This window comes from Aliinostoc maniaoense (genome assembly GCF_058172895.1).
The window spans coordinates 3,530,953-3,554,617 of record NZ_CP187952.1; the positions used below are offsets into that span (position 1 = coordinate 3,530,953).

Genomic DNA, 23,665 nt, shown 5'->3' on the forward strand with positions numbered 1-23,665 from the left:
CAATATTGCAGGAGGAAAATCCACACTGCAATTTGCATCCCCTACTGGATTGAAATTATCAATTTGTCAAAATTAGACACAATATACAACTAAATCAATCCTCATCAAATCTGAGTTGCTTAATTAACCAGAGGTAAGGCTTTGCTATGTAAATTTAACGGTTTAGGAATTACGAATTACACATGAGTCTACAACGGAGGCTCACCTACGGAAAGTGCGAAAGAAACAAGTAAAATCCTCTTTCCTCCTGCTCCCTGCCCCCTGCCCCCTGCCTTATTTCTTAGGAGTTCGTCAGGGAAAAAGGGGGAGAGGAGATGATATGAACTCGCTCAATGTAAGTGAGGTTTTTGAGGGAGTTTGAGCGTTCTCCTCTATTTTCTCTAGACGCTACCAACGCTAGAGCTATCAGGAAATTAATTACCAGACGGGGTAATTTTTCCTTGTTCCCCTGCGATGATTATATCAATAATCAACGATAATTTTTGCTAATGTCATGAATATTTTACAGTTGAGACTGTTATTTATGCCTGAAGAAATAGGTATGGGCGATCGCGTCTCAAAATTCCCCAATTATCGTCAATTCAAAGCTTTAATATCCCTACGTCTACACGTAGTAAGTAGAACGGTGTAAATAATTAAAGGTTTGTAGTGAGGACTTTAGTCCTTAAGAGAGGACTAAAGTCCTTACTACGAACTAAATTCAATTTTTTTACATTACTTGACATAGTTTGGTTTTTTTTAAGTCGTTCTACTTATCAGTTGATTTAGGGTTGAAATCCCCAACTCCAACTGTCTTTAATTTTGAATTTTGAATTTTGAATTTTTATGGAAGGTGCAATACTGTGAACACCTTACGCCGCCAGGAAAATAATTTTTGGCATCAGTTAAATCAGCCGATTCCAGAGCAACTTCCTCTACTAGAAGTTAATGAGTTTCTGCCCCATTTGGGTAAATGGACAAGTATTGGTGGAGGGGTAGTATTAAGTATTTTTGTGGCTGGGGTTGCCTTGACATCTGTGTTGAAATACAACGTGACTGTGAAAGTACCTGCAACGATTCGCCCGGTGGGAGACATTAAGCTTGTACAGTCACTGATTAGTGGGAAAATCGCCAAAATTGCTGTTACAGAAAATCAAACGGTAGCACCAGGAGAAGCGATTGCTTATATTGATAGTTCGAGGCTAGAAAATCAAAAGAGTCAATTAATTAATGTGATTGAACAAAGCCAATTACAATTTCATAACATTGATGCTCAGTTGCGAGAAATAGATACTCAAATTGCTGCACAGACAAACTTAAATAATCGGATTGCGATCGCATCACAAGCTGAACTAAGTGGCACACAACGCAACTATAGAGATCAGCAAATTACAGCTATGGCGGATATGGGACAGGCACAAGCTGCTTTAACTTTAGCGAGGATACAGCGCGATCGCCTACAACGAGAAAACCTCCTCCAAGCGACTATTCAAGAAACACAAGCAGCCTTAGAATTAGCCACAGCACAACGCGATCGCCTACAACGAGAAAACCTTTTAAGGGCGAATATCCAAGAAGCGGAAACGGCTTTAAAGTTAGCGAGAGAACAACGCGATCGCTTACAGAAAGACAAGCTGTTAACGGCCACAGTAGGGGAAACAGAAGCAGCCTTAGAATTAGCCAAAGCACAACGCGATCGCTTGCAACGGGAAAAGCTATTACAAACAACCATCGAAGAAGCTGAATCTGCTTTGAATTTAGCCAGAGTACAGCGAGATAGAATGCAACCGATAGTAGCATCAGGTGCGATCGCTCGTAATGTCTATGAAGAAAAAGTACAAGCGGTAATTGCTGCCGAAGCCAAATTAGCACAAGCCAAAGCCAACGCTAAAAATCTCCTGGAAGAAAAAGCACAAGCGGTAATTGCTGCCGAAGCCAAATTAGCACAAGCCAAAGCCAACGCTAAAAATCTCCTGGAAGAAAAAGAACAAGCGGTGATTTCCGCCGAAGCCAAATTAGCACAAGCCAAAGCCAACGCTAAAAATCTCCTGGAAGAAAAAGAACAAGCGGTAATTTCCGCCGAAGCCAAACTAGCACAAGCCAAAGCCAACGCTAAAAATCTCCTGGAAGAAAAAGAACAAGCCTTAACAACCGCCCAAACCAACATTATTAAAGCCCAAACCGCCCTTAATCCTAGTCATACACCTGTGACTGTAGCAGCTGAACGCATTCAGCAAGAACGAGCTAAAGGTGAAGCTACCTTAGCAGCCTTGAACAAAGAAAGAGAAACCCTATTACAACAACGCCTGCAATTCCAAACCCAACTAGATAGAACTCGTAAAGAACTACAACAAACCGACAACGACATCAATCAGAGTGTAATTCGCGCACCCATTGCAGGGACAGTATTGCAGTTAAATTTGCGAAACTCCGGGCAAGTAGTACAACCAAGTGAAGCGATCGCTCAAATAGCTCCAATTAATGCCCCTATTTTAATTAGAGCTTATGTCCCATCACAAGAAATTAACAAAGTCAAACCCGGTCAACAAGTCCAAATGCGAGTTTCCGCCTGTCCTTATCCAGACTACGGCACTCTCAAAGGCACAGTCAAAACCATCGCCCCCGATGCCCTACCCGTTGCCAACAATACCCCATCACCCACCCCCACCAAAGCCGGCTATGAAGTGATTATTGCACCTCAAACCCCCTACGTTGGCAGAAGTGAAAGGCCTTGTCAACTCAAATCAGGTATGGAAGGGCAAGCCGATATTATCTCCCGCCAAGAAACTGTACTACAGTTCATCCTGCGTAAAGCGAGGTTAATTACGGATGTGTAAGGGAGGCAGGGGGCAGGGGAGCAGGGAGCAGGGGGAGGGAGACAAGGGAGACAAGGGAGACAAGGGGGACAAGGGAGACAAGGGGGACAAGGGGGACAAGGAAGCATAGGAGATTTTATCCCAATGCCCCATACCCGATGCCCGATGCCCCATGCCCGATGCCCCATGCCCGATGCCCGATGCCCGATGCCCCATGCCCCATGCCCCATGCCCAAAATTCTTTAATTTTGAATTGATTATGTTTAATTTAAAAAAAAATTACCCTTGTGTTTTACAGTTTAGTGAAGAAGATTGCGGCGCAGCTTGTCTGGTGACAATTTGCAGGCGTTATGGACGGTTTTTAAGTTTAAATAAAAGCCGAGAAGCAGTAGGCACAGGACAATTAGGAACAACTTTATTAGGCCTCAAACGTGGTTCTGATCATCTTGGCTTTAATAGCAGAGCTGTGAAAGCATCACCTGAAATCATTGACAGAATCAAAGAACTACGGCTACCAGTTATTATTCACTGGCAGGGCTATCACTGGGTAGTTTTACACGACAAGCGAGGGAAAAAATATGTCATTGCTGATCCTGCGGTGGGTTTGCGTTACGTCAGCAAGGAAGAGTTAACAGCCGCTTGGAATGGGGTGATGCTCTTAATTGAGCCAGATCCTCACCGTTTTGCTCAACAACCCCAAGAAACACCCCAGGCGGGTTTTGTGCGCTTTCTTCAGCGTATTGCGCCCTATCGCGGGCTATTGCTCCAGGTTTTTCTACTCAATATCGTCATGGGGATACTGGGTTTAGGTACTCCGGTTCTCATTCAATTGCTGACAGATGATGTTTTAGTGAGGGGAGATACCCAGTTATTGGGTGTTGTAGTTATAGGTGTTGTGGTAATGACTCTATTTGGTAGCACTCTAGAGTTATTGGAATCTACAATGATTGCTCATTTTGGGCAACGGCTGCAATTAGGTTTGGTGTTGGAGTTTGGACGCAGAATATTACAATTACCTTTGACTTATTACGAAGCTCGTCGGAGTGGAGAAATCACCAGCCGACTCAGAGATATTAATGAAATTAATCAGTTAGTATCTCAGATTGTGGTTCTGTTACCTAGTCAATTTTTCATTGCGGTGATTTCTTTTGCCTTGATGCTGTTTTATAGTTGGCAGTTGGCGATCGCAGTTGTGTTAATTGGTGGTTTAATGAGTTTATCGAGTCTGCCGCTTTTACCAGTTCTGCAACAAAAAACCCGTCATCTCTTAGTGTTAGGTGCAGAAAATCAAGGTGTGTTAGTCGAAACCTTTAAAGGCGCACAGGTACTAAAAACTACTAATGCTGCACCGCAATTTTGGGATGAATTACAAGGTCGTTTTGGTCGTCTAGCTAACTTGACTTTCAGTACTATTCAAATTGGCATTATTAATAATACCCTAGTAAAATTCCTATCGACAATTGGCGGTGTAATTTTACTCGGTCTAGGTAGTATTCTAGTGGTACAAGGACAATTAAGTATTGGTCAAATGCTGGCGATTAATGCTTTGCAATTTAATGTTTTGGCATTAATCGGGACGTTAGTAGGTTTAGTTGATGAATATTTTCGTTCTCAAACTGCTGTTGCTCGGTTGTTAGAAGTCATTGATGCAACTCCAGAAGAAGATGACAAAGCACAAAAGCCAGTTGCACAAATAGCAGGCGATACAGATATTCGGTTTTCTCATATCAATTTTCACCATCCTGGGAGAGTCGATTTATTAGAAGATTTTTCCCTAAAACTCCCTGGTGGCAAGGCGATTGCTTTGATTGGTAAGTCCGGCTGTGGTAAAAGTTCTTTAGCGAAATTAATGGCGGGTTTATATCAACCAAATTCTGGTAATATCCGCATTGGGTTTTATAATATTCACGATTTATCTCTGGATTGTTTACGACAACAAGTAGTTTATGTACCCCAAGAACCACACTTTTGGAGTCGCTCGATTTTAGATAATTTTCGCTTAGGAACACCACATATTTCTTTTGAGGAAATTGTCACGGCTTGTCATGTTGCTGATGCCGATAGTTTTATTAGTCAACTACCTAATAAGTATCAAACGGTGTTAGGAGAATTTGGTGCAAATCTCTCTGGTGGACAGAAACAAAGATTAGCGATCGCTAGAGGTATTCTCACTAATCCACCTATACTAATTTTAGATGAAGCTACTGCCGGATTAGACCCAGTTAGTGAAACTAATGTTTTAGATCGCCTCTTAGAACATCGTCAAGGTAAAACTACAATTTTAATTACCCATCGTCCGAGTGTTGTGCAGCGTGCTGATTGGATTGTTTTGTTAGATCAAGGTAAAGTTCAAATGCAAGGCACTCTAGAAAATTTACAGGCTCAACCCGGAGAACATTTAAAGTTTTTATCTGTGTAAATTTTATTGTCAGATTAAGGCATTAAACATTTAAAATTTACTAAGATTCCGAATTGCAATAAACGTCTTATAGATGTGCAAATTTGTGCATCTATTTTTCTATAAATAAATTCAAATAACACTATAAACTAGATTTATTTTTTATTAGTAATAGCCTTGATGCTTTATTGGATTTCATGTATCAATAGACATAAATAAATATATCACACTTTACCACCTGAGATTAGTTAAATATCAGAGGAACTATCTAATAATAAAAAACATAGGTGATCACCACCTATAAATGAATAAACGTAAGTGAGGTAAGAATTTTATGTCAACTTTAATGATGTCTGATTTGCTCGAAGACTTATCCGCAGAACAACAGCAAATTCTAGCTGGCGGACAAGGTAGAACACAAGATGATTTAGACCTTCAAGACAGCGATAATGACGGTTCTGATCAGTTCATGAGTTTCCGTACTGGTACTTACAGAATTACCAAAACCAGCCGAACTAGAGCCATTGTCCGCATTCAAAAAGTTGGAAGAAACTAGTCTTCTTCAACCATAACTTAAGCATAGTAGAGGATTGATAGATTTTATTAAAAGTAATTTACCTTTATAAAATTCTGCTCATTCTTCTACTTCCTTTGAGGCATTAAGAAACTATAGTAACAGCAGACAAGTAATTACTAATTATAATTGCCAATTTTGCTGTTTACTATGTTTCTAATTGCAAATAACTTGGCAAAACTGATGCTCATGTCTACACGGTCTAACTCAAATATTTAACCGTGAATCTGCACCCATTAAGGTCTTTTCATCCCCAAGGGTGCTAAGTAAAAACCATGTACGAAAGTGAGGTAAATAATTTATGGCAAATAAAGTCGCTGTATCCAATTTGTTTGTAGAATTATCTACAGAAGAACAGCACTTGATCTCTGGAGGAAAAAAGAAGAAAGACAGAGAATATGAGTGTTCCCGGTGCTACTGCTACGAATGTTATAAAGATTAATTGTAGAAAACTAAATGGATTAGTTCCATAGTTTGAACTTTAGTTATACACCTATGAAGATATATCTTCATAGGTGTTTTTTTTGAGAGCAAACTAGCAGAATAAAAAACATATTGACTTGAAGAATTGAACTCTATTTTAATAACCTGAAGATAGATATTTTAGATTTTTTATATATCTATAGGACAATTTATTTATCCAAAAATTACATTATAAATAAATCATAGGTGATGAACACCTATGTAACGTAAGTGAGGTAATAAATTATGTTGACCCAAACAATTGCATCCGATTTATTGATGGAATTATCCACAGAAGAACAGCAATTTTTAGCTGGTGGTATGTGTCGTTGTCCACAACCAGCATCTACCATGCCAGCAGAAAGTGAAGAACCTGAAACAGTTGAACCAATGTCAGCACGTTTGGCTGTTGGTAATATCATCACAGTCACACCATTTGCCAAGTGCTTAAGTGGCGGCGCATATGGTAGAGGTGAAGACTAATTAAATTCAGAAAAATCGCTCAATATGAAGAAAGTTTTGAGCGATTCTAGTCAGCTTTCTGTGTTCTTTTAAGAACTTAAATTCAGGGAACAGAGATGAGAGATCAATGCTAGGTGTTAGATGTAGCACCTAGCTTCCTACTCCTCTCCCAAACTCAATAGCAATAGTTATGAAAATGAGGTCAATAATCATGACAAATCAAGTTCTTCCATCTGATTTACTCGTAGAATTATCCGCAGAAGAACAACAGCAACTAGCCGGAGGAGGCTGCGGTGGTGGCTGTGGTAGCCCTGGTTACGGTTTTGGCCGTTTAATTACCCCTGGCTATGGTGGTGGTTGCGGTAGCCCTGGTTATGGTGGTGGTTATGGTAGCCCTGGTTATGGTGGTGGTTATGGTAGCCCTGGTTACGGTGGTGGTTATGGTAAACCTGGTTACGGTGGTGGTTTTGGTAGACCTCGTTACGGTGGTGGTTTTGGTCGTGTCTGGAGGTAATTTAAACAAAACACACGATTGTTTGTAATCTCAACAACATTTTTGACTCCTGAACAATATCGAACTTCGACTTGATTAGTTCTCTATTTCTATCAATTATGTAGACATAGTAGTTAACAGCATAAACCCATGATTACAAGTCTTGATTGTTTTTCTGTGTAACGCAGATAAAACACATCAGACTTGTTTTTTTTGCTGTCAATTGATGAAAATTCATGTATTGAGTTTTTCTGCTGCTAATATTTGGGAACGCTCCCAAACCCAGTCTTGTATAATTGGGTTGACTAATTCCGGTGCTTCATCTTGGGGGCAATGTCCTACAGCTTCTAAGGGGATAAATTTCAGAACTTGGGGATAATTGGCTAATTCTCTACCTAATTCTATGTTTTCCCAGGGGTCGGCTGTTCCCCATAAAATAATGGCTGGACAAGGAAGTATAGGTAAAAGGTCTTCTGGCAAAGGCCCGCTAGAATATGAAGTGAAAGCTAAAAATACAGCTACTGCACCAGGATCTTTGGCTGGTGCTGTGAGAATATCTACTAATTCATCTGTAACCACTTCAGCGTTAGCATAGGCTTGCAATAAGATTTTGCGGACTGTTTTTGGCTGTGCGACTTGATTAAAAAAGAATTTACCAACTGGTTTGATAGATAAGATGCGTTGTAATACGGGCGCGCCGAAACGACGAGTCCAAGGTAAAGTAGGTCGTTTGCGATCGTGTAATAATCTTAAAGAACAATTAATTAAAGTAATTCCCAGTGCTATGTCTGGGTGACTTACGGCTGTTTGCATGATTACAATACAGCCAATAGAATTGCCTACTAAAAACGCTGGTTCACCTACCACTTCTCGACAAAAATCTGCTACTTGCTGTCCCCAATTTTCTAGTGTGTATGCCATTTCAATTTCTGGTTGTGGTTTAGCTGAAGCCCCAAAACCAATTAAATCTAGGGCATAAACACGGCAATTTTCTGCGAGGGTTGGTATATTTTTCCGCCAATGCAACCACGAAGCCCCAAAACCATGTACTAGGACTACAGATGGCCCTGTATTTCCTTGAGTTTGATAGCAAATGGGGAAGCCTCGCCAAATCCAAGTTTTTGTGGAATCAGAGTTAATGGTCTGAGTAGTCATGATTAAGTTATGAATAGTAAAAAATTTATGATACAAATTTCAAAAATAAAAAGCTCAAAGGCATGAATACTTATTGATGAATATCATTTTAAACATTCATATCAAGGGTAGTGAAGATATTTTTTATCTCAAAGTTTATCAAGATAACCTAGAGGTAAATTCAGTAGTTTTACAAGTTGCGTATCTCCAATCTGCTTATAAGATATATTGAATGTTAAGCATCTACTCATGGGTGGTTTGCATCTGAAAATTGACGCAAAGCCTAACTTAGATTATTTATTGCTAGTACCTTCCAGTATAAGAAGATGACTAGAACTGAAACAAGTGGTACTCCTGTTGGTGGCTACGCACCAGATTTTGAATTACCAGGCATTGACAATCAAGTACATCATCTGAGACGTTATTTAGAGAATTTTCGGGTGGTTGGTGTCATTTCGATGTGCCACCATTGCCCTTATGTAAATTTATATCTCAATCGACTAAAACAAATTCAAGCAGAATTTGCTACAGCAGGATTTATTTTAATGGGGATAAATGCCAGTGATTCTACTGAAACCCCAGGGAACAACTTGGAAAGCATGAAGGTTTTTGCGGAAAATAACGAGTTGAACTTTCCTTACCTATGGGACTCAACCCAAGATGTGAGCCGGAGTTTTGGGGCGATCGCTACACCAATGGCCTTTGTGGTAGACAGTCATGGTATATTGCGATATAGAGGACAGATTGACAATCATCCTCATGCCCCACTAGGTACAGGTGAAGACTATCTCAGAAATGCGATCGCTGCTTTATTTAAAGGTGAAGCAATCACCATACCTGAAACACAACCAGTAGGCACTTCAATAATCTGGCGAATATAGACAGATATAGCCATACTACTGCTATCTTAAATTGGAGGCAATTGCAACTTTTTTGATAAAGCGTGACTTCATGGGAACGAATTACCGACGGGTTTTACTTAAACTGAGCGGTGAAGCCTTAATGGGCAACATGGGCTATGGCATTGACCCAGAAGTGGTCAAAGAAATCGGCCAAGAAATCGCAGAGGTGATAGCTACAGGCGTTCAGATTGCCATCGTCGTGGGTGGTGGCAATATTTTTCGGGGTATGAAAGCAGCCTCGGCAGGGATGGATAGGGCAACAGCCGATTATATTGGCATGATAGCCACGGTGATGAACGCCATGACCCTGCAAGACTCGCTAGAACGTATAGGAGTACAGACGCGGGTACAAACCGCGATCGCTATGCAAGAATTAGCAGAACCATATATACGTCGTCGTGCCATCCGTCATCTTGAAAAAGGTCGGGTGGTTATTTTTGGTGCGGGTTCTGGTAATCCATTTTTTACTACAGATACGACAGCAGCCTTAAGAGCCGCAGAAATTGATGCAGAAGTAATCTTTAAAGCTACTAAAGTAGATGGTATCTACGATGCTGACCCGGAAATTTATCCTAATGCCAAACGTTACACTAGTCTAACCTACGCTCATGTTTTAGCGAACGATTTGCGCGTAATGGATAGTACCGCGATCGCATTATGTAAAGAAAACAATATCCCCATTTTAGTCTTTGACCTAACAGTGCGTGGTAATATTCGCCGTGCAGTATTAGGAGAATCTATCGGTACCCTTGTGGGAGGTTCGTGTGAAATTAGCTGAAGCTGAAAGTAAAATGCAAAAAACCGTTGAAGCGACTCAACAAGCCTTCAACACCATTCGCACTGGTCGCGCCAATGCGAGTTTATTAGATAAAGTGCAAGTAGAATACTACGGTTCACCTACACCTTTAAAATCCCTGGCTAACATCAGTACCCCAGATGCGACAACTATTCTGATTCAGCCCTACGACAAAAGTAGTTTAAGCTTAGTCGAAAAGGCAATTTCCCTCTCAGATATCGGTTTAACGCCCAGTAATGACGGTTCTGTCATTCGCTTAAACATTCAACCCCTAACTGGTGAGCGTCGTAAAGAATTTGTCAAGTTAGCAGCTAAGTACGCTGAAGAAGGTCGCGTTGGCATTCGTAACATCCGCCGAGATGCTATAGACTCCATTCGCAAACAAGAGAAAGCCTCAGAAATCTCTGAGGATGAATCTAAAGACCTCCAAGATAAACTGCAAAAACTGACTAACCAATTTACTAATAAAATTGACCAGTTACTAGCAGATAAGGAAAAAGACATCTCCACTGTCTAAATAGGTGACAGGTGATTAAGCCCCGTTGGGGTGGGGTGTCGGGTGTCGGGAATATACAGCCCCAACACCCCTTGGGTTTGAAACCACATCTTTTCAAGACGATAGCATTGGTCGGAGCTTGAAACTCCGACCAATCCCGTATTTACTACACCCTACACCCTACCCCCTACACCCTGTTGATGTGCTTTTTCCCTGTAACCTTTCCCTTTTTTGTGAGTTAATCAATTTTGAATTTTGCATTTTGCATTTTGAATTATGTACGACACCATCATTGTTGGTGCTGGGCCTGCGGGTGGAACAGCAGCATATCACTTGGCTAAAAAAGGGCGTTCAGTATTAATTTTAGAAAAAGACTCCCTACCTAGATATAAACCCTGTGGTGGTGGCGTGTCACCGGCGATCGCTGATTGGTTTGACTTTGATTTTAGCCCAGCCATTTCCGTAAAAGTCAACTCAGTTCGTTTTACCTGGAAATTAGATGATCCTGTAGAAGCCGAAATCACCACAAAAGAACCAATTTGGATGGTGCGACGCGATATTTTTGACCATTTTTTAGTTCAGCAAGCCCAGAAACAAGGAGCAGAACTCCGGGAAAACACAGAAGTTACAGGTATTGAATTTCATAGCGACCATTGGCAAGTGAATACAGGCAATGGCGCATTTACAGGCCGCTACCTCATCGCCGCCGACGGTGCAAAGGGGCCGATGGCCAAATGGCTAGGCTTCAAAGACCGTAAACGCCGCCTTGCAGGAGCTTTAGAAGCAGAAGTTCCCGCCACAGTAGAAGACCTATCGACAATTCATTTTGAATTTGGTTTAGTCAAAAACGGCTATATTTGGAACTTTCCTAAAGCTGATGGTTATTCTATTGGCGTAGGTACTTTTATTGGTGGCCAACCCCAAGACTTTAAGAAAATTGTCGCTGAGTACGCCCAATCTTTTAATTTAGATGTAAAAACTTGTAAACAATACGGTCATCCCCTTTGTCTATGGGATGGTAATCAAAAGCTACACACCCAAAACGCCATTTTAGCAGGCGAAGCAGCTTGTGTAGTTGACCCCATGACAGCCGAAGGGATACGTCCTGCCATTTTTAGCGGTTTAGTAGCAGCCGGAATGATTGATCAAGCACTTGCTGGTAATATCAATGCCTTAGAACAATACACTGAGATTATTCATGAAAGATGGGGTTCAGAGATGGCTTGGGCGAAAAAATTAGCAGGAGCATTTTATCGCCTTCCTAATGTTGCATATCAAGTAGGAATCAAGCGTCCTTCCAGTACTCAAATTATGGGTAAAGTTTTGTGTGGCGAACTTTCTTACAGTCAAGTTGCTGGCCGCGCACTCAAAAGATTAATTCCTGGTTTAAAATCCTAGCCAAATTTAAGCCCCTTTCCTCATTGGAGAGGGGTTGGCGAGAGGGGCATCGAAATCACATTAGACCTACGGTGTACACACAAGTCATTCGATCCCCCTAAATCCACGACACTGAGGGAGTCGGCAAAGCCGCCCAACGCAGTGTCTCCCCTTAAAAAGGGGGACTTTGATTCTTGTTCCCCCTTTTTTAAGGGGGGCTAGGGGGTATGAAGTCATATTTTACACTCAGCACAAAGATGTGTGTACACGGTAGCACATTAGACAGATGAATTACGAATTACGAATTACGAATTATCTCCATTGGCTGTGATAGAGACAAGTGAGTTTTGCTAACGTATTGATATAGGGGCTATACCAATTCTCCAAAATTAAGCAAGAAATGCCAACCTTGAAACCCAGATAGTATCTGATTTGCTTAATTACGAATTACGAATTACGAATTACGAATTACGAATTGGTACTAGCTAGGCACACCGAGGTATATCATGGCTAATTTAAATCTTCGTCGCCCCCAAAATATTGCAGGTGATTTTTATGTTGATAGTACCTGCATAGATTGTGATACCTGTCGCTGGATGACTCCTGAAGTTTTTTATCGTGTTGATGAACAGTCAGCAGTACATCATCAACCAACGAATGAAGCGGAAAGATTAGCCGCACTGCAAGCACTTTTGGCTTGTCCTACGAGTTCCATTGGCACAGTTGAAAAGCCCCAAGATATCAAAATTGCTCAACAAAGTTTTCCCATTTTAGTAGCAGAAAATGTTTATGATTGTGGCTATCATTCAGAAAAATCCTATGGTGCTACTAGCTATTTAATTCAACGTTCCCAAGGGAATATATTGGTTGATTCTCCCCGATTTACGCCACCTTTAGTAAAGCGCATAGAAGAAATGGGAGGACTACGTTATCTGTATCTGAGTCATCAAGATGATGTAGCAGACCATCAGAAATTTGCTGCACATTTTGAGTGCGATCGCATTCTTCATGTTGAGGATATTAATACAGATACTCGTGATGTAGAAATACAGCTATCAACTTCAGAACCATTTCAGCTTGAACCAGATTTGTTAATTATTCCTGTTCCGGGTCACACCAAAGGACACACGGTTTTACTATATAAAAATAAGTTTCTGTTCACTGGCGACCATCTCGCTTGGTCAGCAAGTCGGCATCAATTAGCTGCATTCCGTGATCACTGTTGGTATTCGTGGTCAGAACAGATTAAATCAATGCGAAAGTTGACAAAGTACACTTTTGAGTGGGTGTTACCAGGACACGGGCGGCGATTTCATGGTGATGTCGAGATGATGCGTCAGCAAATGGACAAGTGTATTGCATTGATGGAAAGCCTGTAATGTGGAAGTTATTAAACTTGAACTCGCTCGTCTCGCCACAATAAATATAAATGATTCGCTGGCATCGTTAAATATAAAACATCTCCTTCATCCAGGTAAGTGATGAGTAAATCCCAGCCTTGAACTCTTTGAGTATTCCTTTCCAGATATAAAGGTACACAATTAGCAGACATGGCGATGTCTTTCACCAATTTTTGACAAAAAGGATGTGAGGGTGTAATTAAAGTGGCAAAGGCTACCCAAAGTTTATCGGCGGTGATGCCATTGCCTAAGATGCGTCCACCCAAAGCCGCAGCTGCAAATGCTGGGGCTGCTAATTCTGCGGAACTGAGTACACCTTCAAAGTCAAATACCTGTTTTGCCATTCCTGCAAAATCTGGGTCGGCGTAGTGGACAATAACGGGAATTTTGGGTGCTAAACCTTTGGCTTTCAGGGCAATTTCTAAATTAGTGGCATCATTGTTAGTCACAGTTAATACTGCTGCTGCCATATGCACATTACTAGTTTGCAGGATGGTACGGAAACTAGCATCACCTTGAATGACAGGGATACCCAAGCCACGAATAGAGTTGATATATTTGTTGTTGCAGTCAGTTTCAATGACTACAACTTCATGGCCGTTACTATGGAGTTGTTGGACAATGCGATTCCCGATGCCACTTAAGCCACAGACTATATAATGATGACGCTGGGGAACACGGGCTACATCCCAAAATTGCTTAAAGCGGCTACCTAAGACAAAATCGGTCAGCATGGCGTACCAAATTCCAATTACTACTGCCCCAACTAGCATCATCACCACAGTAAATAATTTAATACTGTTGGGGGCGTTTTCGACAACTTGGTCATTGCCACCTGCACCTGTAATCATGCCTACGGAGAAATAGAGGGCATCCACCACAGATAAACTTAATTCTGTAGACATATAGGTGAGAGTAGCAGTCATAATCACTGCCATTAGGACGATCGCACCAACAACTACAGATTGTCCATGCTGCTGAAATTGCCGTATACTCGTGAATATTTTCAGGAATTTTTTAATTAAGGAGCGGCGTATTTGACGGATGCGCGGTTGAATGCCAATAATTAAGCGATCGCCTATTTTTAATTTTTCTCCTGATAGTACCGCCGAGATTAAATTTATCTCACCTTCTAACGGTAAGTAATAAATTGGCATTCGTGTAGGATCTGCCCATAAATCGCCTAATTCACGACCGAGCCAAGGATGGTTTTCGTCAATATATTCTTCTTGAATCGGCCAAGTTTGATCATATAACTTAATTTGCCCGATTGCTTGATTTCCCAAGGCCGCAAAGGTGAATAATGGTGCGGCTAAACTCACAACACTCATACTTAAGTGTTCTGATAAAGTTTTATCGAGACGTTCACCCAAATTCGTATTATATAAGCGGTTGATAATCCGAATCCGGGGATTTAACACCCGCGCTTGCATCATAATTGATAAATTTAGTTCATCATCTCCTCCTGCTATGACTAAGGTGTGCGCCTCTTGTATTCCGGCTGCTGTTAGGGTAGCAGCTGCACATAAATTACCAACAATCACATCGCCTGCTGCTTCCCCAGAGATGGGTTTGTGATGAATACCAACTACAAACGCTCCCTGTTGTCTAAGCAAACGAAAGATTTTATATCCAGTTAGTTCTAAGCCGCAAACAATAATTCGAGGTTTCATGTAACAGCAGCATGATTTATCTAAGGGCTGCATCGCTATAGATTAATCAACATTGTTGCTTACTTTATCGCTGGATAACTGTAACTAAAAACACGATAATTTGTCACATTATGGCACTTTTATTTGAGCTATTCAGTCATGTAATCAAAGTAACTCTAATTTCAAATATTAAGATCATGAAAAACTTCACTTCCATCAAAATTGTTAGTGGTATTTTAGGCGCATTGGCGATAGTAGGAATAATTACCAATCACACATCTGCACAACCACAGCCAGAACCAGGGCCAATTTTTTCTCCCAATGTGCAGTTTAATGTTAACCGCACCAGTGGTAATTGTCCCAAAACTGTGGGATTGTGGTGGATGGGGATACCCTATGAAGGTGGTGCAGAGCATATAGTAGTAGCAGATACTACAGCTTTTGCTAACGAAACCAAGTTACTGCCATCTAATAATAAGCAGTTTGTAGAATTTGTTTCGACTTTAAATAGTCAGTATGCTACCTGTGTTGGGAAAGCCAGTTCAGAAGAATCTGTTTTTTATAATGTAGAATTTAAAAATAAAAAAGCATATTTTCGTGTGGATTTACGCAAAATTAACGCACCCGATAGTTTAATTTTCTACAAAACTGTAACAGCTTTTCGTCCTTTTGTGCGTTGGGCGATCGCAGATTAATATCGTGTTCGCTTAGAGACTTATAATTAAGAGGATGTTTAGAAAGTCATCAAGGATACTAAAAACCCCTCTCCAAACCTCTCCCCTACAAGGAGAGAGGCTTTAAAACCCCCATTCCCTTGTAGGGAAGGGGGGCTAGGGGTAGGCTGTTGACTCTGTACTTTTTTTAGGGGTAAAAGTTCATGCAGTTTCTGTGTCTTCGTAATCAGGAGAAAATAATATTTTTCGTTTCGAGAGCGAAGACTGACCAAAAACCTGAAGAAACCATGCTTCAACATCAGCAAAGCTAATATTTAAAAGTGCATTTTTAACAACAGTAGTTGTTAAATCCATAGTCGATAGACATATGGTTAGTAGCATTTGACTGATTTCTTTAAATGGACAGCGAGCAGAAAATTGCTTGTATTTTCCAAAGAGTGATTCAATAACATCAGAAGTAGCCAAAAAAGTACCTTCATGCTTGATTTTGTTACATTGAACAGCTAGATAACCCAAAATATCTTGCTGAAGCTTCTGGAGACAATTATCATCATAATTATCTTGATTATTTGCGAAATGCACAAGAGAATCATGATTGATTCCTGATTGTTTAAGCTCAGTTTCGATACGGCGTGTTAGCAATACCATTTGATTCCATTTAATTAAATCTGATTGATAATCATTTAACCACCCCAACTTATCTCTGACTTTTTGATAAATCACTGTGGGGGCAATATCTGGAATCAGGCTAATTAGAGTTTCCACTGATGAGTTTAATAACTTAATTCCCCAATTAGTTAGCCTTTCAATATTAAAATAACGACATTGAGAACGCTGTGATGGCGGAGCTAAAAAAGATAATTCTGTTTGCTGTAATTGCTGCCTACATATGCTACACTTTTGGATAAATGATTGATATCTCTTATCTGATTCTAATTGATATTTTAATAGTAATGCCATTGCGTGAGTCACATCATGCGTATAAATTACCTCTGGATTATTTTCTTGATATAGCTTGATTCCACGCGCTAGGTCACTACTATTATCTGCAACGATTTGTCTTGGTACTCCCACCCTTTGGCTAATTTTATCTAATTGCTTTTCTATGATTTCTCCTTTGGTAGACTCCATTATTTCTATTGCTAGTATTTCTACGTCTTTATGTGATAATCCCCTCTTTTCCTCAATTACATTTGATAATAAGTATTCCTGTGACACCCCTAGCACAACTAAAGCTTTATGTTTTCCCAATGCTAAAGTAAAATCCACAATGTAAATCCAATCCCTGCGATACTCTTTTTCTCTTTTTAACTCATATATTGCTATTCTTCCTAACCATTTTCTAATACAGCTAAAGCTAGGAGTTGCCTGTGATTCACAATCATTAAATAATTCAAAAACTTTCTCTACACCTCTAAAACTAATCCCACTGTTGATTAACAAATGTATCGCTTGCTGAATTGTTTTTACATCATAATAGTGACCCTTAATCTTTAAGTCTGTTTCACCCATCTCCGATTCTATGTCGGCTGATTGGTTTTCGATTTCTGCTTTTTTTCGCTCTCCTCCTCCAACTTCAGTTTTTTTAACCTTGCTTCTGCCGCCATCGCACGCTTTTTCCACTTCTCTCTCGAATCCGTTAAGTCTCTCACTTTTATTTCTAAAGCTCTGATTTGCTTCTGTTTTACGACCGCCTTCTCTTTCCAGTTTTCTCTACCTTTCTTGAACAATCTCGCTAATCTACTCACTGGGCTTTTAAACTCTTGCATAGACTTTGACTTTGCTGGATTTTTCCGACACAATTATTGTATGAACTAATTCTGCCTTAAAACCGACAAAGTCAACAGCCTAGGCTAGGGGGGTTAGGTTAGAGAGAGTTTGGTGTTAATAACAATACTTTTCAAACATCCTCTAAGACTGCAAGGGGGCAGGGGGTAGGGGAAGAATTATCTGTAGCCAGGATTTAGAGAAATGGTATTAGGGGGATCTAGATATGTGCAACTTCACATGAAATTGGTATTAACAAATTTCAGTTAAGTATTGTTCCAAAAGAGACGCGATCGCTTGCGGACAGTTTTTCTTGTATTTTTTCTTACCCAGCATGACAATACAGTTAGGCGCACTGCCACAGCGTTTTTGACAGTCTGTGTGTTCGATAGTTACTTTGTCTAGTAAACCGCGATCGCACAAAGTTTGTTCTAAATCTGACAATAAACCTTTACCACCCCGTTTCATGCAACCAGATTTTTTGCACACCATAATTTTAGCCGATGGTTGCGGTGGTAAATCTGTGTGGGGATGTTGGCAATTTTGGTCTGTAGAATTGAGGCGATCGCTAATTTTTGTAATTTCATAGGCTTTGAGTTTAATTGTACCTTTATATCGGTGCAATTTCCCCACGCCATAAATATTAATTCGTTCACCTATTGCTAAAGATGAACTTAAACAAGAGCGTAATTTTTTTGGTAGTTTAATTAACACATCTCCAGAGGGAATTGCTAGACTTAAATATTTAATTTTTGTAGGTTTATTGCCAATAAAACCCAAAAAATCACCCTCAAGATTAAACTCTGATAACGTCAAAAATTTGTCACCCATGTTCAGCCTGAAAAAGTGAGTAGGTGTATAGGGGGGTTGGGGGCAGGGGAGCAGGGGAGGCAGGGGGCAGGGAGATAAGGGAGACAAGGAAGACAAGGGAGACAAGGGAGACAAGGGAGAAATATTTACCCCAATGCCCAATGCCCCATGCCCCATGCCCAATGCCCAATGCCCAATGCCCAATGCCCAATGCCCAATGCCCCATTCCCCATGCCCATTTATGCTAGTCTTTTAGCCTCTACTGTTTTAGGTAAATTACTGGCATCTGGGATTTCCCGAAATTCTAATTCCCAACCGTTAGCTAAAGTCAGAACCTTACCTTCAGCACCATCAGTTTCTTTAACAACTACTTCCTCTAAATCTTTTTTAGCAACGTAGACTGTTAATTTGCCTGCATCATTCATCCGTAACATTACTTTCATGGTTTTCCTCAGCAGATTCTAATTCTTTTTCTCGACAGCCAACAATGATTCCTTTTTCCAAGAAATGCACGGCATAAATATAAGAACGTTGTAAAAAAGTTCCTATACTCGCTACGTAGCCTATTTCTCCTTTTTTTGCTAAAATTTCACCGATGTCTCGACCTGGAAATGTGCCATCATTCTTAATTTGTTTGCGAAGTCTGACTTTTTCTCCTAAGTCAAAAACCGGTTCTGTATCCAATTCATATTCATCGCGCTGCATGAGAATACCTCTGTTCTTTTACCAAGTTGAGCAGTTCTTCTGTAGTTAAACTGCGCTTTTTCTTGACTGACTGTTGGCGCACTGCATCTAAAACAGACTGGGTTTCTTCGGCATTGAGAACAATCCCATGCTGCTTTAATAAACTAGATACCAAATGTCGTCCAGAATGTTTACCTAGTACTAAGCGGCGTTCCCAACCGACTTCTTCCGGCGCAAAAGGTTCGTAGGTATCAGGGTTTTTCAGAACACCATGAGCATGGATTCCTGACTCGTGAGCAAAGGTATTTTCACCAACGATCGCTTTCCAAGGTGGTACGCTAGCACCAGAAGCAGCCGCTACCAGTTGTGATAATTCCAACAACCGGGGTGTGTCAATTCCCATATCTACGCCATATATGCGTTTAATGGCCATGACAACTTCTTCTAAAGCGGCGTTACCAGCTCGCTCACCCATTCCAATCACTGTAGTATTCACAGATGCAGCACCAGCTTTAATTCCTGCTAAAGCGTTGGCTGTAGCCATACCGAAATCATTGTGGGTATGAATTTCTACGGGAATTGATAATGCAGAGACTAACTGCTTAACTTCCCCATAGGTGCTGAAAGGATCAAGAACTCCTACGGTATCACAATAGCGAAAACGTGATGCACCCCATTCTTCGGCTGATAGTGCAACATCCAACAGGAAGTTTTCATCAGCTCTGGAGGAATCTTCTCCCCCAACTGCTACCCAAAGACCTTGATCAACTGCAAAGCTGATACAATCTTTGAGTCTTTGCAGACTTATCCGCCATTGTCCGTGGAATTTCGCGGCGATTTGAATACCGGAAACTGGGATAGCAATATGTACGCGCTTCATTCCACAGGCAATAGAAGCTTTAATATCAGAGATAACGGCGCGATTCCAAGCTAGTAAATCCGCACGTAAACCTAAATTAGAAATTGCAGAAATCGCTCGCATTTCTTCCTCACCCATTGCCGGTATCCCAACTTCTAATTCGGGAACACCAATGCTGTCGAGAAATTTAGCGATCGCCACTTTTTCTTCTAAGCTAAAAGCAACACCTGCCGCTTGTTCGCCATCACGTAATGTAGTGTCATTAATGAGAACTTTAGTCATCTCAAACATCCCTCTTAGCAATTTTTCTTAATATATTTTCTCAGTGGAAAAGCTCAAAATTAACACATTCCAGTATTGGTAAATGCTAATAATTACTGCTGAAGAATGAACGGTAAATGCTCTAAGCTCCCACTTTTAATAATTCATCTTCATCATTTCTAAATATTACCTAAACAATAACAACATATCTGTATGACAGTAGACAAAAACTCTGTATAATTTAAGAATGTTTTCGCAGAGTTTACATACTTTGAAAAGCCAATAATCCCTAAAATAAATACTAAAAAATATCCGCAAAATCATCATAAATAACGGATAAACAAAAACTCATTTATTCAATTGTCGTCAAATTATGATATTGAATTTAAAAGATTTGATTGCATAAATTTATGGAATAACAAATTAAGTAATAAAAAGGTTAAAATTTAAGAATCTAATTAAAAAATCAAGATTTATTGACGATAAATTTAAAAACATTAAATATTTTTGTATAACCAATCCAAAATTTTATCTAATTGTTCTAAATTAACTAAACCATACTGCCAAAGCAACATCGGTAAAGGTGCATGATCAAACTCTCGATGTTTTAGAGCTATAGCTATATCTTTATGGGAAAGTTCAAGTTCATTATGTAAAAAAGCTAGCAATTCTAAATCTTTATGAGTAGTCACGTCGATTCACTCCGAAGTCAAAAGTCAAAAAAATAATCCTGATGTTGCTGTCAGGCTTTTAGTGTGCTGTAACATTACTACTCAACGCAGAACAAAAGCACACTTATACGAATTACGAATTAATCCAACAACGCTCTAGCCAGTCCAGCAACTCGTGACGAGGAGCTATAAATTGCATAACTGTACTGCGAACTAGAATTGCTGTCAAGCAGCTATTAACTTGTACGCGCAACGAGCCATCAGGGAGACAGGAACAGGGAATCATCAATTCTTGCAAACGGTGATAAACTTGCCAGCGATCGCACAAGGGTATCTGCAATGGGTAATCATCTACTATATCAGAGGGCAACATCATTACCTATCCTTGCTCACAAGTTCTTTTTCCGGGGATTGACTCTTGAGAGCTTGCAACTTTTCCTCTAGTTGCTCAATCCGAGTCAGCAGCGAGCGAATCACATTACCTTCTACATCAGGTAACTTAGCGTGATCTAAGGGACATGAAGTATTTTTTTCCTTACGGGAAATAATTCTGCCTGGAATCCCCACAACTGTGCAATCCTGGGGGACATCACGAAGAACAACCGAACCTGCACCAATTCTAACGCGATCGCCAATTTGAATATTACCTAAAACCTTCGCGCCAGTACCCACCACAACATTTTTACCCACAGTCGGATGGCGTTTACCGCTTTCCTTGCCAGTACCCCCCAGAGTCACACCCTGATAAATCAGGCTATAGTCCCCCACAATCGCCGTTTCTCCAATCACCACCCCCATCCCATGATCGATAAATACACCCTTACCAATCTCTGCACCAGGATGAATCTCAATTCCCGTCAGAAACCGAGCCACATGAGAAATCAAACGCGGGAAAAACACCACACCCCGACAATGTAACCAATGGGCGAGACGATGTAAACAAATAGCGTGTAAACCAGGATAACAGAACACCACTTCCAGCCAATTACGTGCCGCCGGATCGCGTTCAAAAATAATACGAAAATCACTTAATAATGGCTCGAAAAAGCTGCCAGAAAACAAACTTTTTCGCCGGGATAAACGAGTAGAATCAGGTGGATTCTTGATACCATCTAAAGACTGTTGCATCGGTACTGTTTGGGTAAAAAAAGCCGTGTGCTTTTATGCTTATAGCAGTCCACCCCCAACAGGACAGTACAACCCATCTTGATTGGATTTATTGGATTAATTAAACCTGTACTCAACCCCCCCAACCCCCCATATACACCAACCAAAAAATTTCTTGGGGGTAGAGGCACAAGTATTTTAGGTATAGGGGACTAGTATTTTTCAGTCAGGGGTTCAGAATTTTTGTACTCGCTACAAAAAACTTAATATGTAAGACTTTGATACGATTTCAATCGGATATTTTGAGATATATTAAGCTGTACTCAAATACCCTGGACTATCAAGTAGACAGGAGTACAATTAAGATTTCTGTATCTCTAGTTACGATTACTATTTTAAGCTTTTGAGACTATATCAAACAATTTTTTTTCTTTGTCTTAGCTTTTACTGTCTGTAAGTTCCTATACCCTTCTCAATATAGAGATTGTTTATCCTTAGTAAGTATATATATTATGATATGTTTGCTTTCAATCGATCAAGATGATTTATTTTCAAATATTTTTCACATTCTATATACACTGATCTGAGTGGATAGTTGCAGCAGCATACAATCTTGTAATTATAGTCAAGGAATGTTTAACAGAAGTTATGTTTTGTTTAAAATTAAGTACTGTGGTAGGTTTAATCTCAAAATCATCCCTAAGAAAGAAGTTACTGCTCTAGTTATTTTATTTTAAATCTATCGCAAGTTGTAAAAAAAATAACCTTGTAAATTTTAAAATAATACAGTCATCAGTGCATAAAACTAAAGATTATTAGTTTTATTTGTGTGGTTTGTGCCTAATTATTATTCAGCATACACAAAATAAAATCATGTTTTACTCAAGATGAATGAGAGTAAGTTTTCAACAGATAGTTTTACAAGAGCTAAGACATGAATTTAACAACTAGTCAGACAAAATTAGATCCACAGGCGGCGCGATCGCCAACAGAAAGATCCTTTGATATTAGCTTTTTTTGGTGTACAAAAATCCTAGCGATCGCTGTAGGAGGTATTTTACTTTGGATTGCGGTACAAGTAGCCATAGATTCCATCCCTGCAATTCAAGAATTTGGTTTACCATTTATCTTTAAAAGTGCTTGGAATCCCGTAGAAAATGTTTACGGGATTTTGCCGATGATTTATGGCACAATCGTGAGTTCTTTCATTGCTTTGTTATTGGCTATCCCCATTGGATTAGCTAGTGCCATAATTTTAAGTGAGAATTTTTTACCCTTATCAATTCGGACGGTATTAGTTTTTTTAGTGGAATTATTAGCAGCTATTCCCAGCATAGTTTATGGATTATGGGGAATTTATGTATTAATTCCGTTTTTAAAACCTATTGGCAGTTGGCTACATGAAAACTTTGGTTACATTCCCTTATTTTCCACACCCTACATTGGGCCAGGAATGCTCCCGGCGGGATTTATTTTAGCTATTATGATTTTGCCCATCATTACAGTCATCTCCCGCGATTCCTTAGCATCCCTACCTTCCGAACTGCGATGGGGTGCTTACGGTGTGGGTTCAACCCGATGGCAAACTATTTTTAGTATTCTCATTCCCGCCGCCTTTTCGGGAATTGTCGGTGGCATTATGTTGGCATTAGGTAGGGCGTTAGGTGAAACAATGGCTGTTACTTTAGTAATTGGTAACAGCAATGATTTGGATTTATCCATACTTGCACCAGCTAATACTATTGCTTCCCTATTAGCTAATCAATTTGCCGAAGCTAGTGGTTTACAAAAAGCTTCCTTATTTTATGCTGGCTTAGTTTTATTTATCATCACACTCATAGTTAATATCTTTGCAGAATTGATTGTCCGGCGAGTTAAGAAATTTTAGTCA

At 40.1% G+C, this 23,665-nt stretch carries 24 protein-coding genes; 14 read left to right on the forward strand and 10 right to left on the reverse strand.

Features of this window, described 5'->3' with window-relative positions; translation table 11 throughout:
• Positions 1-842: 842 nt before the first annotated feature.
• The 6 genes from ACPZ3T_RS15455 to ACPZ3T_RS15480 all read left to right on the forward strand — a co-directional run bounded on the left by ACPZ3T_RS15455 (position 843) and on the right by ACPZ3T_RS15480 (position 7,205).
• Positions 843-2,816, forward strand: coding sequence for a beta-barrel domain-containing protein (locus tag ACPZ3T_RS15455; protein ID WP_490270371.1), 1,974 nt, complete (start codon positions 843-845; stop codon positions 2,814-2,816).
• Positions 2,817-3,054: 238 nt separating this feature from the next.
• The gene (locus ACPZ3T_RS15460; protein WP_490277234.1) at positions 3,055-5,214 is read left to right on the forward strand and encodes a peptidase domain-containing ABC transporter; all 2,160 of its coding nucleotides are present in this window, start codon (positions 3,055-3,057) and stop codon (positions 5,212-5,214) included.
• Between the two features lie 313 nt (positions 5,215-5,527).
• Entirely contained in the window at positions 5,528-5,749 is a 222-nt protein-coding gene (locus ACPZ3T_RS15465) for a hypothetical protein (protein WP_490270372.1), read from the forward strand.
• A 319-nt stretch (positions 5,750-6,068) separates the two neighbouring features.
• Positions 6,069-6,209, forward strand: coding sequence for a hypothetical protein (locus ACPZ3T_RS15470; protein WP_490270373.1), 141 nt, complete (start codon positions 6,069-6,071; stop codon positions 6,207-6,209).
• A gap of 266 nt (positions 6,210-6,475) precedes the next feature.
• A complete protein-coding gene (locus ACPZ3T_RS15475; RefSeq protein WP_490270374.1) occupies positions 6,476-6,712 on the forward strand; it encodes a hypothetical protein in 237 nt (78 codons plus the stop codon).
• 190 nt (positions 6,713-6,902) lie between these two features.
• Positions 6,903-7,205 carry a hypothetical protein gene (locus tag ACPZ3T_RS15480; protein ID WP_490270375.1) on the forward strand — a complete coding sequence of 101 codons (303 nt, stop codon included), beginning with the start codon at positions 6,903-6,905 and terminating at the stop codon, positions 7,203-7,205.
• Between the two features lie 213 nt (positions 7,206-7,418).
• Here the strand turns inward: ACPZ3T_RS15480 and ACPZ3T_RS15485 are convergent, their stop codons facing one another.
• A complete protein-coding gene (locus tag ACPZ3T_RS15485; RefSeq protein WP_490270376.1) occupies positions 7,419-8,339 on the reverse strand; it encodes an alpha/beta fold hydrolase in 921 nt (306 codons plus the stop codon).
• Positions 8,340-8,644: 305 nt separating this feature from the next.
• Between ACPZ3T_RS15485 and ACPZ3T_RS15490 the strand changes: the two genes are divergently transcribed.
• From ACPZ3T_RS15490 to ACPZ3T_RS15510, 5 genes are all read left to right on the forward strand, one after another.
• Positions 8,645-9,199 carry a thioredoxin family protein gene (locus ACPZ3T_RS15490; RefSeq protein ID WP_490270377.1) on the forward strand — a complete coding sequence of 185 codons (555 nt, stop codon included), beginning with the start codon at positions 8,645-8,647 and terminating at the stop codon, positions 9,197-9,199.
• A gap of 70 nt (positions 9,200-9,269) precedes the next feature.
• Positions 9,270-9,998 carry a UMP kinase gene (gene pyrH, locus ACPZ3T_RS15495; RefSeq protein ID WP_490270378.1) on the forward strand — a complete coding sequence of 243 codons (729 nt, stop codon included), beginning with the start codon at positions 9,270-9,272 and terminating at the stop codon, positions 9,996-9,998.
• A complete protein-coding gene (frr, locus tag ACPZ3T_RS15500; protein ID WP_490270379.1) occupies positions 9,985-10,533 on the forward strand; it encodes a ribosome recycling factor in 549 nt (182 codons plus the stop codon). The genes pyrH and frr overlap by 14 nt, the downstream gene beginning before the upstream one ends.
• A 255-nt stretch (positions 10,534-10,788) precedes the next feature.
• A complete protein-coding gene (locus tag ACPZ3T_RS15505) occupies positions 10,789-11,910 on the forward strand; it encodes a geranylgeranyl reductase family protein (RefSeq protein ID WP_490270380.1) in 1,122 nt (373 codons plus the stop codon).
• Between the two features lie 485 nt (positions 11,911-12,395).
• Positions 12,396-13,268 carry an MBL fold metallo-hydrolase gene (locus tag ACPZ3T_RS15510; RefSeq protein ID WP_490270381.1) on the forward strand — a complete coding sequence of 291 codons (873 nt, stop codon included), beginning with the start codon at positions 12,396-12,398 and terminating at the stop codon, positions 13,266-13,268.
• Positions 13,269-13,279: 11 nt separating this feature from the next.
• Here ACPZ3T_RS15510 and ACPZ3T_RS15515 read toward each other — a convergent pair whose 3' ends face one another.
• The gene (locus ACPZ3T_RS15515) at positions 13,280-14,962 is read right to left on the reverse strand and encodes an NAD-binding protein (protein ID WP_490270382.1); all 1,683 of its coding nucleotides are present in this window, start codon (positions 14,960-14,962) and stop codon (positions 13,280-13,282) included.
• 176 nt (positions 14,963-15,138) lie between these two features.
• Between ACPZ3T_RS15515 and ACPZ3T_RS15520 the strand changes: the two genes are divergently transcribed.
• Positions 15,139-15,636 (forward strand): hypothetical protein, encoded by a 498-nt coding sequence (locus tag ACPZ3T_RS15520; RefSeq protein WP_490270383.1) that lies wholly within the window; start codon positions 15,139-15,141, stop codon positions 15,634-15,636.
• A 180-nt stretch (positions 15,637-15,816) separates the two neighbouring features.
• Here the strand turns inward: ACPZ3T_RS15520 and ACPZ3T_RS15525 are convergent, their stop codons facing one another.
• Both ACPZ3T_RS15525 and ACPZ3T_RS15530 read right to left on the reverse strand, forming a co-directional pair.
• A complete protein-coding gene (locus ACPZ3T_RS15525; RefSeq protein WP_490270384.1) occupies positions 15,817-17,238 on the reverse strand; it encodes a hypothetical protein in 1,422 nt (473 codons plus the stop codon).
• 396 nt (positions 17,239-17,634) lie between these two features.
• Positions 17,635-18,213, reverse strand: coding sequence for a (2Fe-2S) ferredoxin domain-containing protein (locus ACPZ3T_RS15530; RefSeq protein WP_490270385.1), 579 nt, complete (start codon positions 18,211-18,213; stop codon positions 17,635-17,637).
• A gap of 23 nt (positions 18,214-18,236) precedes the next feature.
• Here ACPZ3T_RS15530 and ACPZ3T_RS15535 point away from each other — a divergent pair, with 23 nt between their 5' ends.
• The gene (locus ACPZ3T_RS15535; RefSeq protein WP_490270386.1) at positions 18,237-18,440 is read left to right on the forward strand and encodes a hypothetical protein; all 204 of its coding nucleotides are present in this window, start codon (positions 18,237-18,239) and stop codon (positions 18,438-18,440) included.
• On the opposite strand, the gene nifT is transcribed toward ACPZ3T_RS15535, so the two are convergent.
• From nifT to cysE, 6 genes are all read right to left on the reverse strand, one after another.
• Complete coding sequence (gene nifT, locus ACPZ3T_RS15540; RefSeq protein WP_490270387.1) at positions 18,432-18,635, reverse strand: putative nitrogen fixation protein NifT; 204 nt, start codon at positions 18,633-18,635, stop codon at positions 18,432-18,434. The genes ACPZ3T_RS15535 and nifT overlap by 9 nt on opposite strands.
• Positions 18,610-18,897 carry a nitrogen fixation protein NifZ gene (locus ACPZ3T_RS15545; RefSeq protein WP_490270388.1) on the reverse strand — a complete coding sequence of 96 codons (288 nt, stop codon included), beginning with the start codon at positions 18,895-18,897 and terminating at the stop codon, positions 18,610-18,612. The genes nifT and ACPZ3T_RS15545 overlap by 26 nt, the downstream gene beginning before the upstream one ends.
• The gene (gene nifV / locus ACPZ3T_RS15550; RefSeq protein ID WP_490270389.1) at positions 18,884-20,017 is read right to left on the reverse strand and encodes a homocitrate synthase; all 1,134 of its coding nucleotides are present in this window, start codon (positions 20,015-20,017) and stop codon (positions 18,884-18,886) included. Before nifV ends, ACPZ3T_RS15545 begins: the two co-directional genes overlap by 14 nt.
• A 476-nt stretch (positions 20,018-20,493) precedes the next feature.
• Positions 20,494-20,688 carry a DUF2949 domain-containing protein gene (locus tag ACPZ3T_RS15555; protein ID WP_490270390.1) on the reverse strand — a complete coding sequence of 65 codons (195 nt, stop codon included), beginning with the start codon at positions 20,686-20,688 and terminating at the stop codon, positions 20,494-20,496.
• 112 nt (positions 20,689-20,800) lie between these two features.
• On the reverse strand, positions 20,801-21,040 hold the full coding sequence (locus ACPZ3T_RS15560; protein ID WP_490277235.1) for an Asr1405/Asl0597 family protein: 240 nt from the start codon (positions 21,038-21,040) through the stop codon (positions 20,801-20,803).
• A gap of 2 nt (positions 21,041-21,042) precedes the next feature.
• The gene (gene cysE, locus ACPZ3T_RS15565; RefSeq protein ID WP_490270391.1) at positions 21,043-21,795 is read right to left on the reverse strand and encodes a serine O-acetyltransferase; all 753 of its coding nucleotides are present in this window, start codon (positions 21,793-21,795) and stop codon (positions 21,043-21,045) included.
• A gap of 913 nt (positions 21,796-22,708) precedes the next feature.
• Between cysE and pstC the strand changes: the two genes are divergently transcribed.
• The gene (pstC, locus tag ACPZ3T_RS15570; RefSeq protein ID WP_490270392.1) at positions 22,709-23,662 is read left to right on the forward strand and encodes a phosphate ABC transporter permease subunit PstC; all 954 of its coding nucleotides are present in this window, start codon (positions 22,709-22,711) and stop codon (positions 23,660-23,662) included.
• The last annotated feature ends 3 nt before the right edge of the window (positions 23,663-23,665 follow it).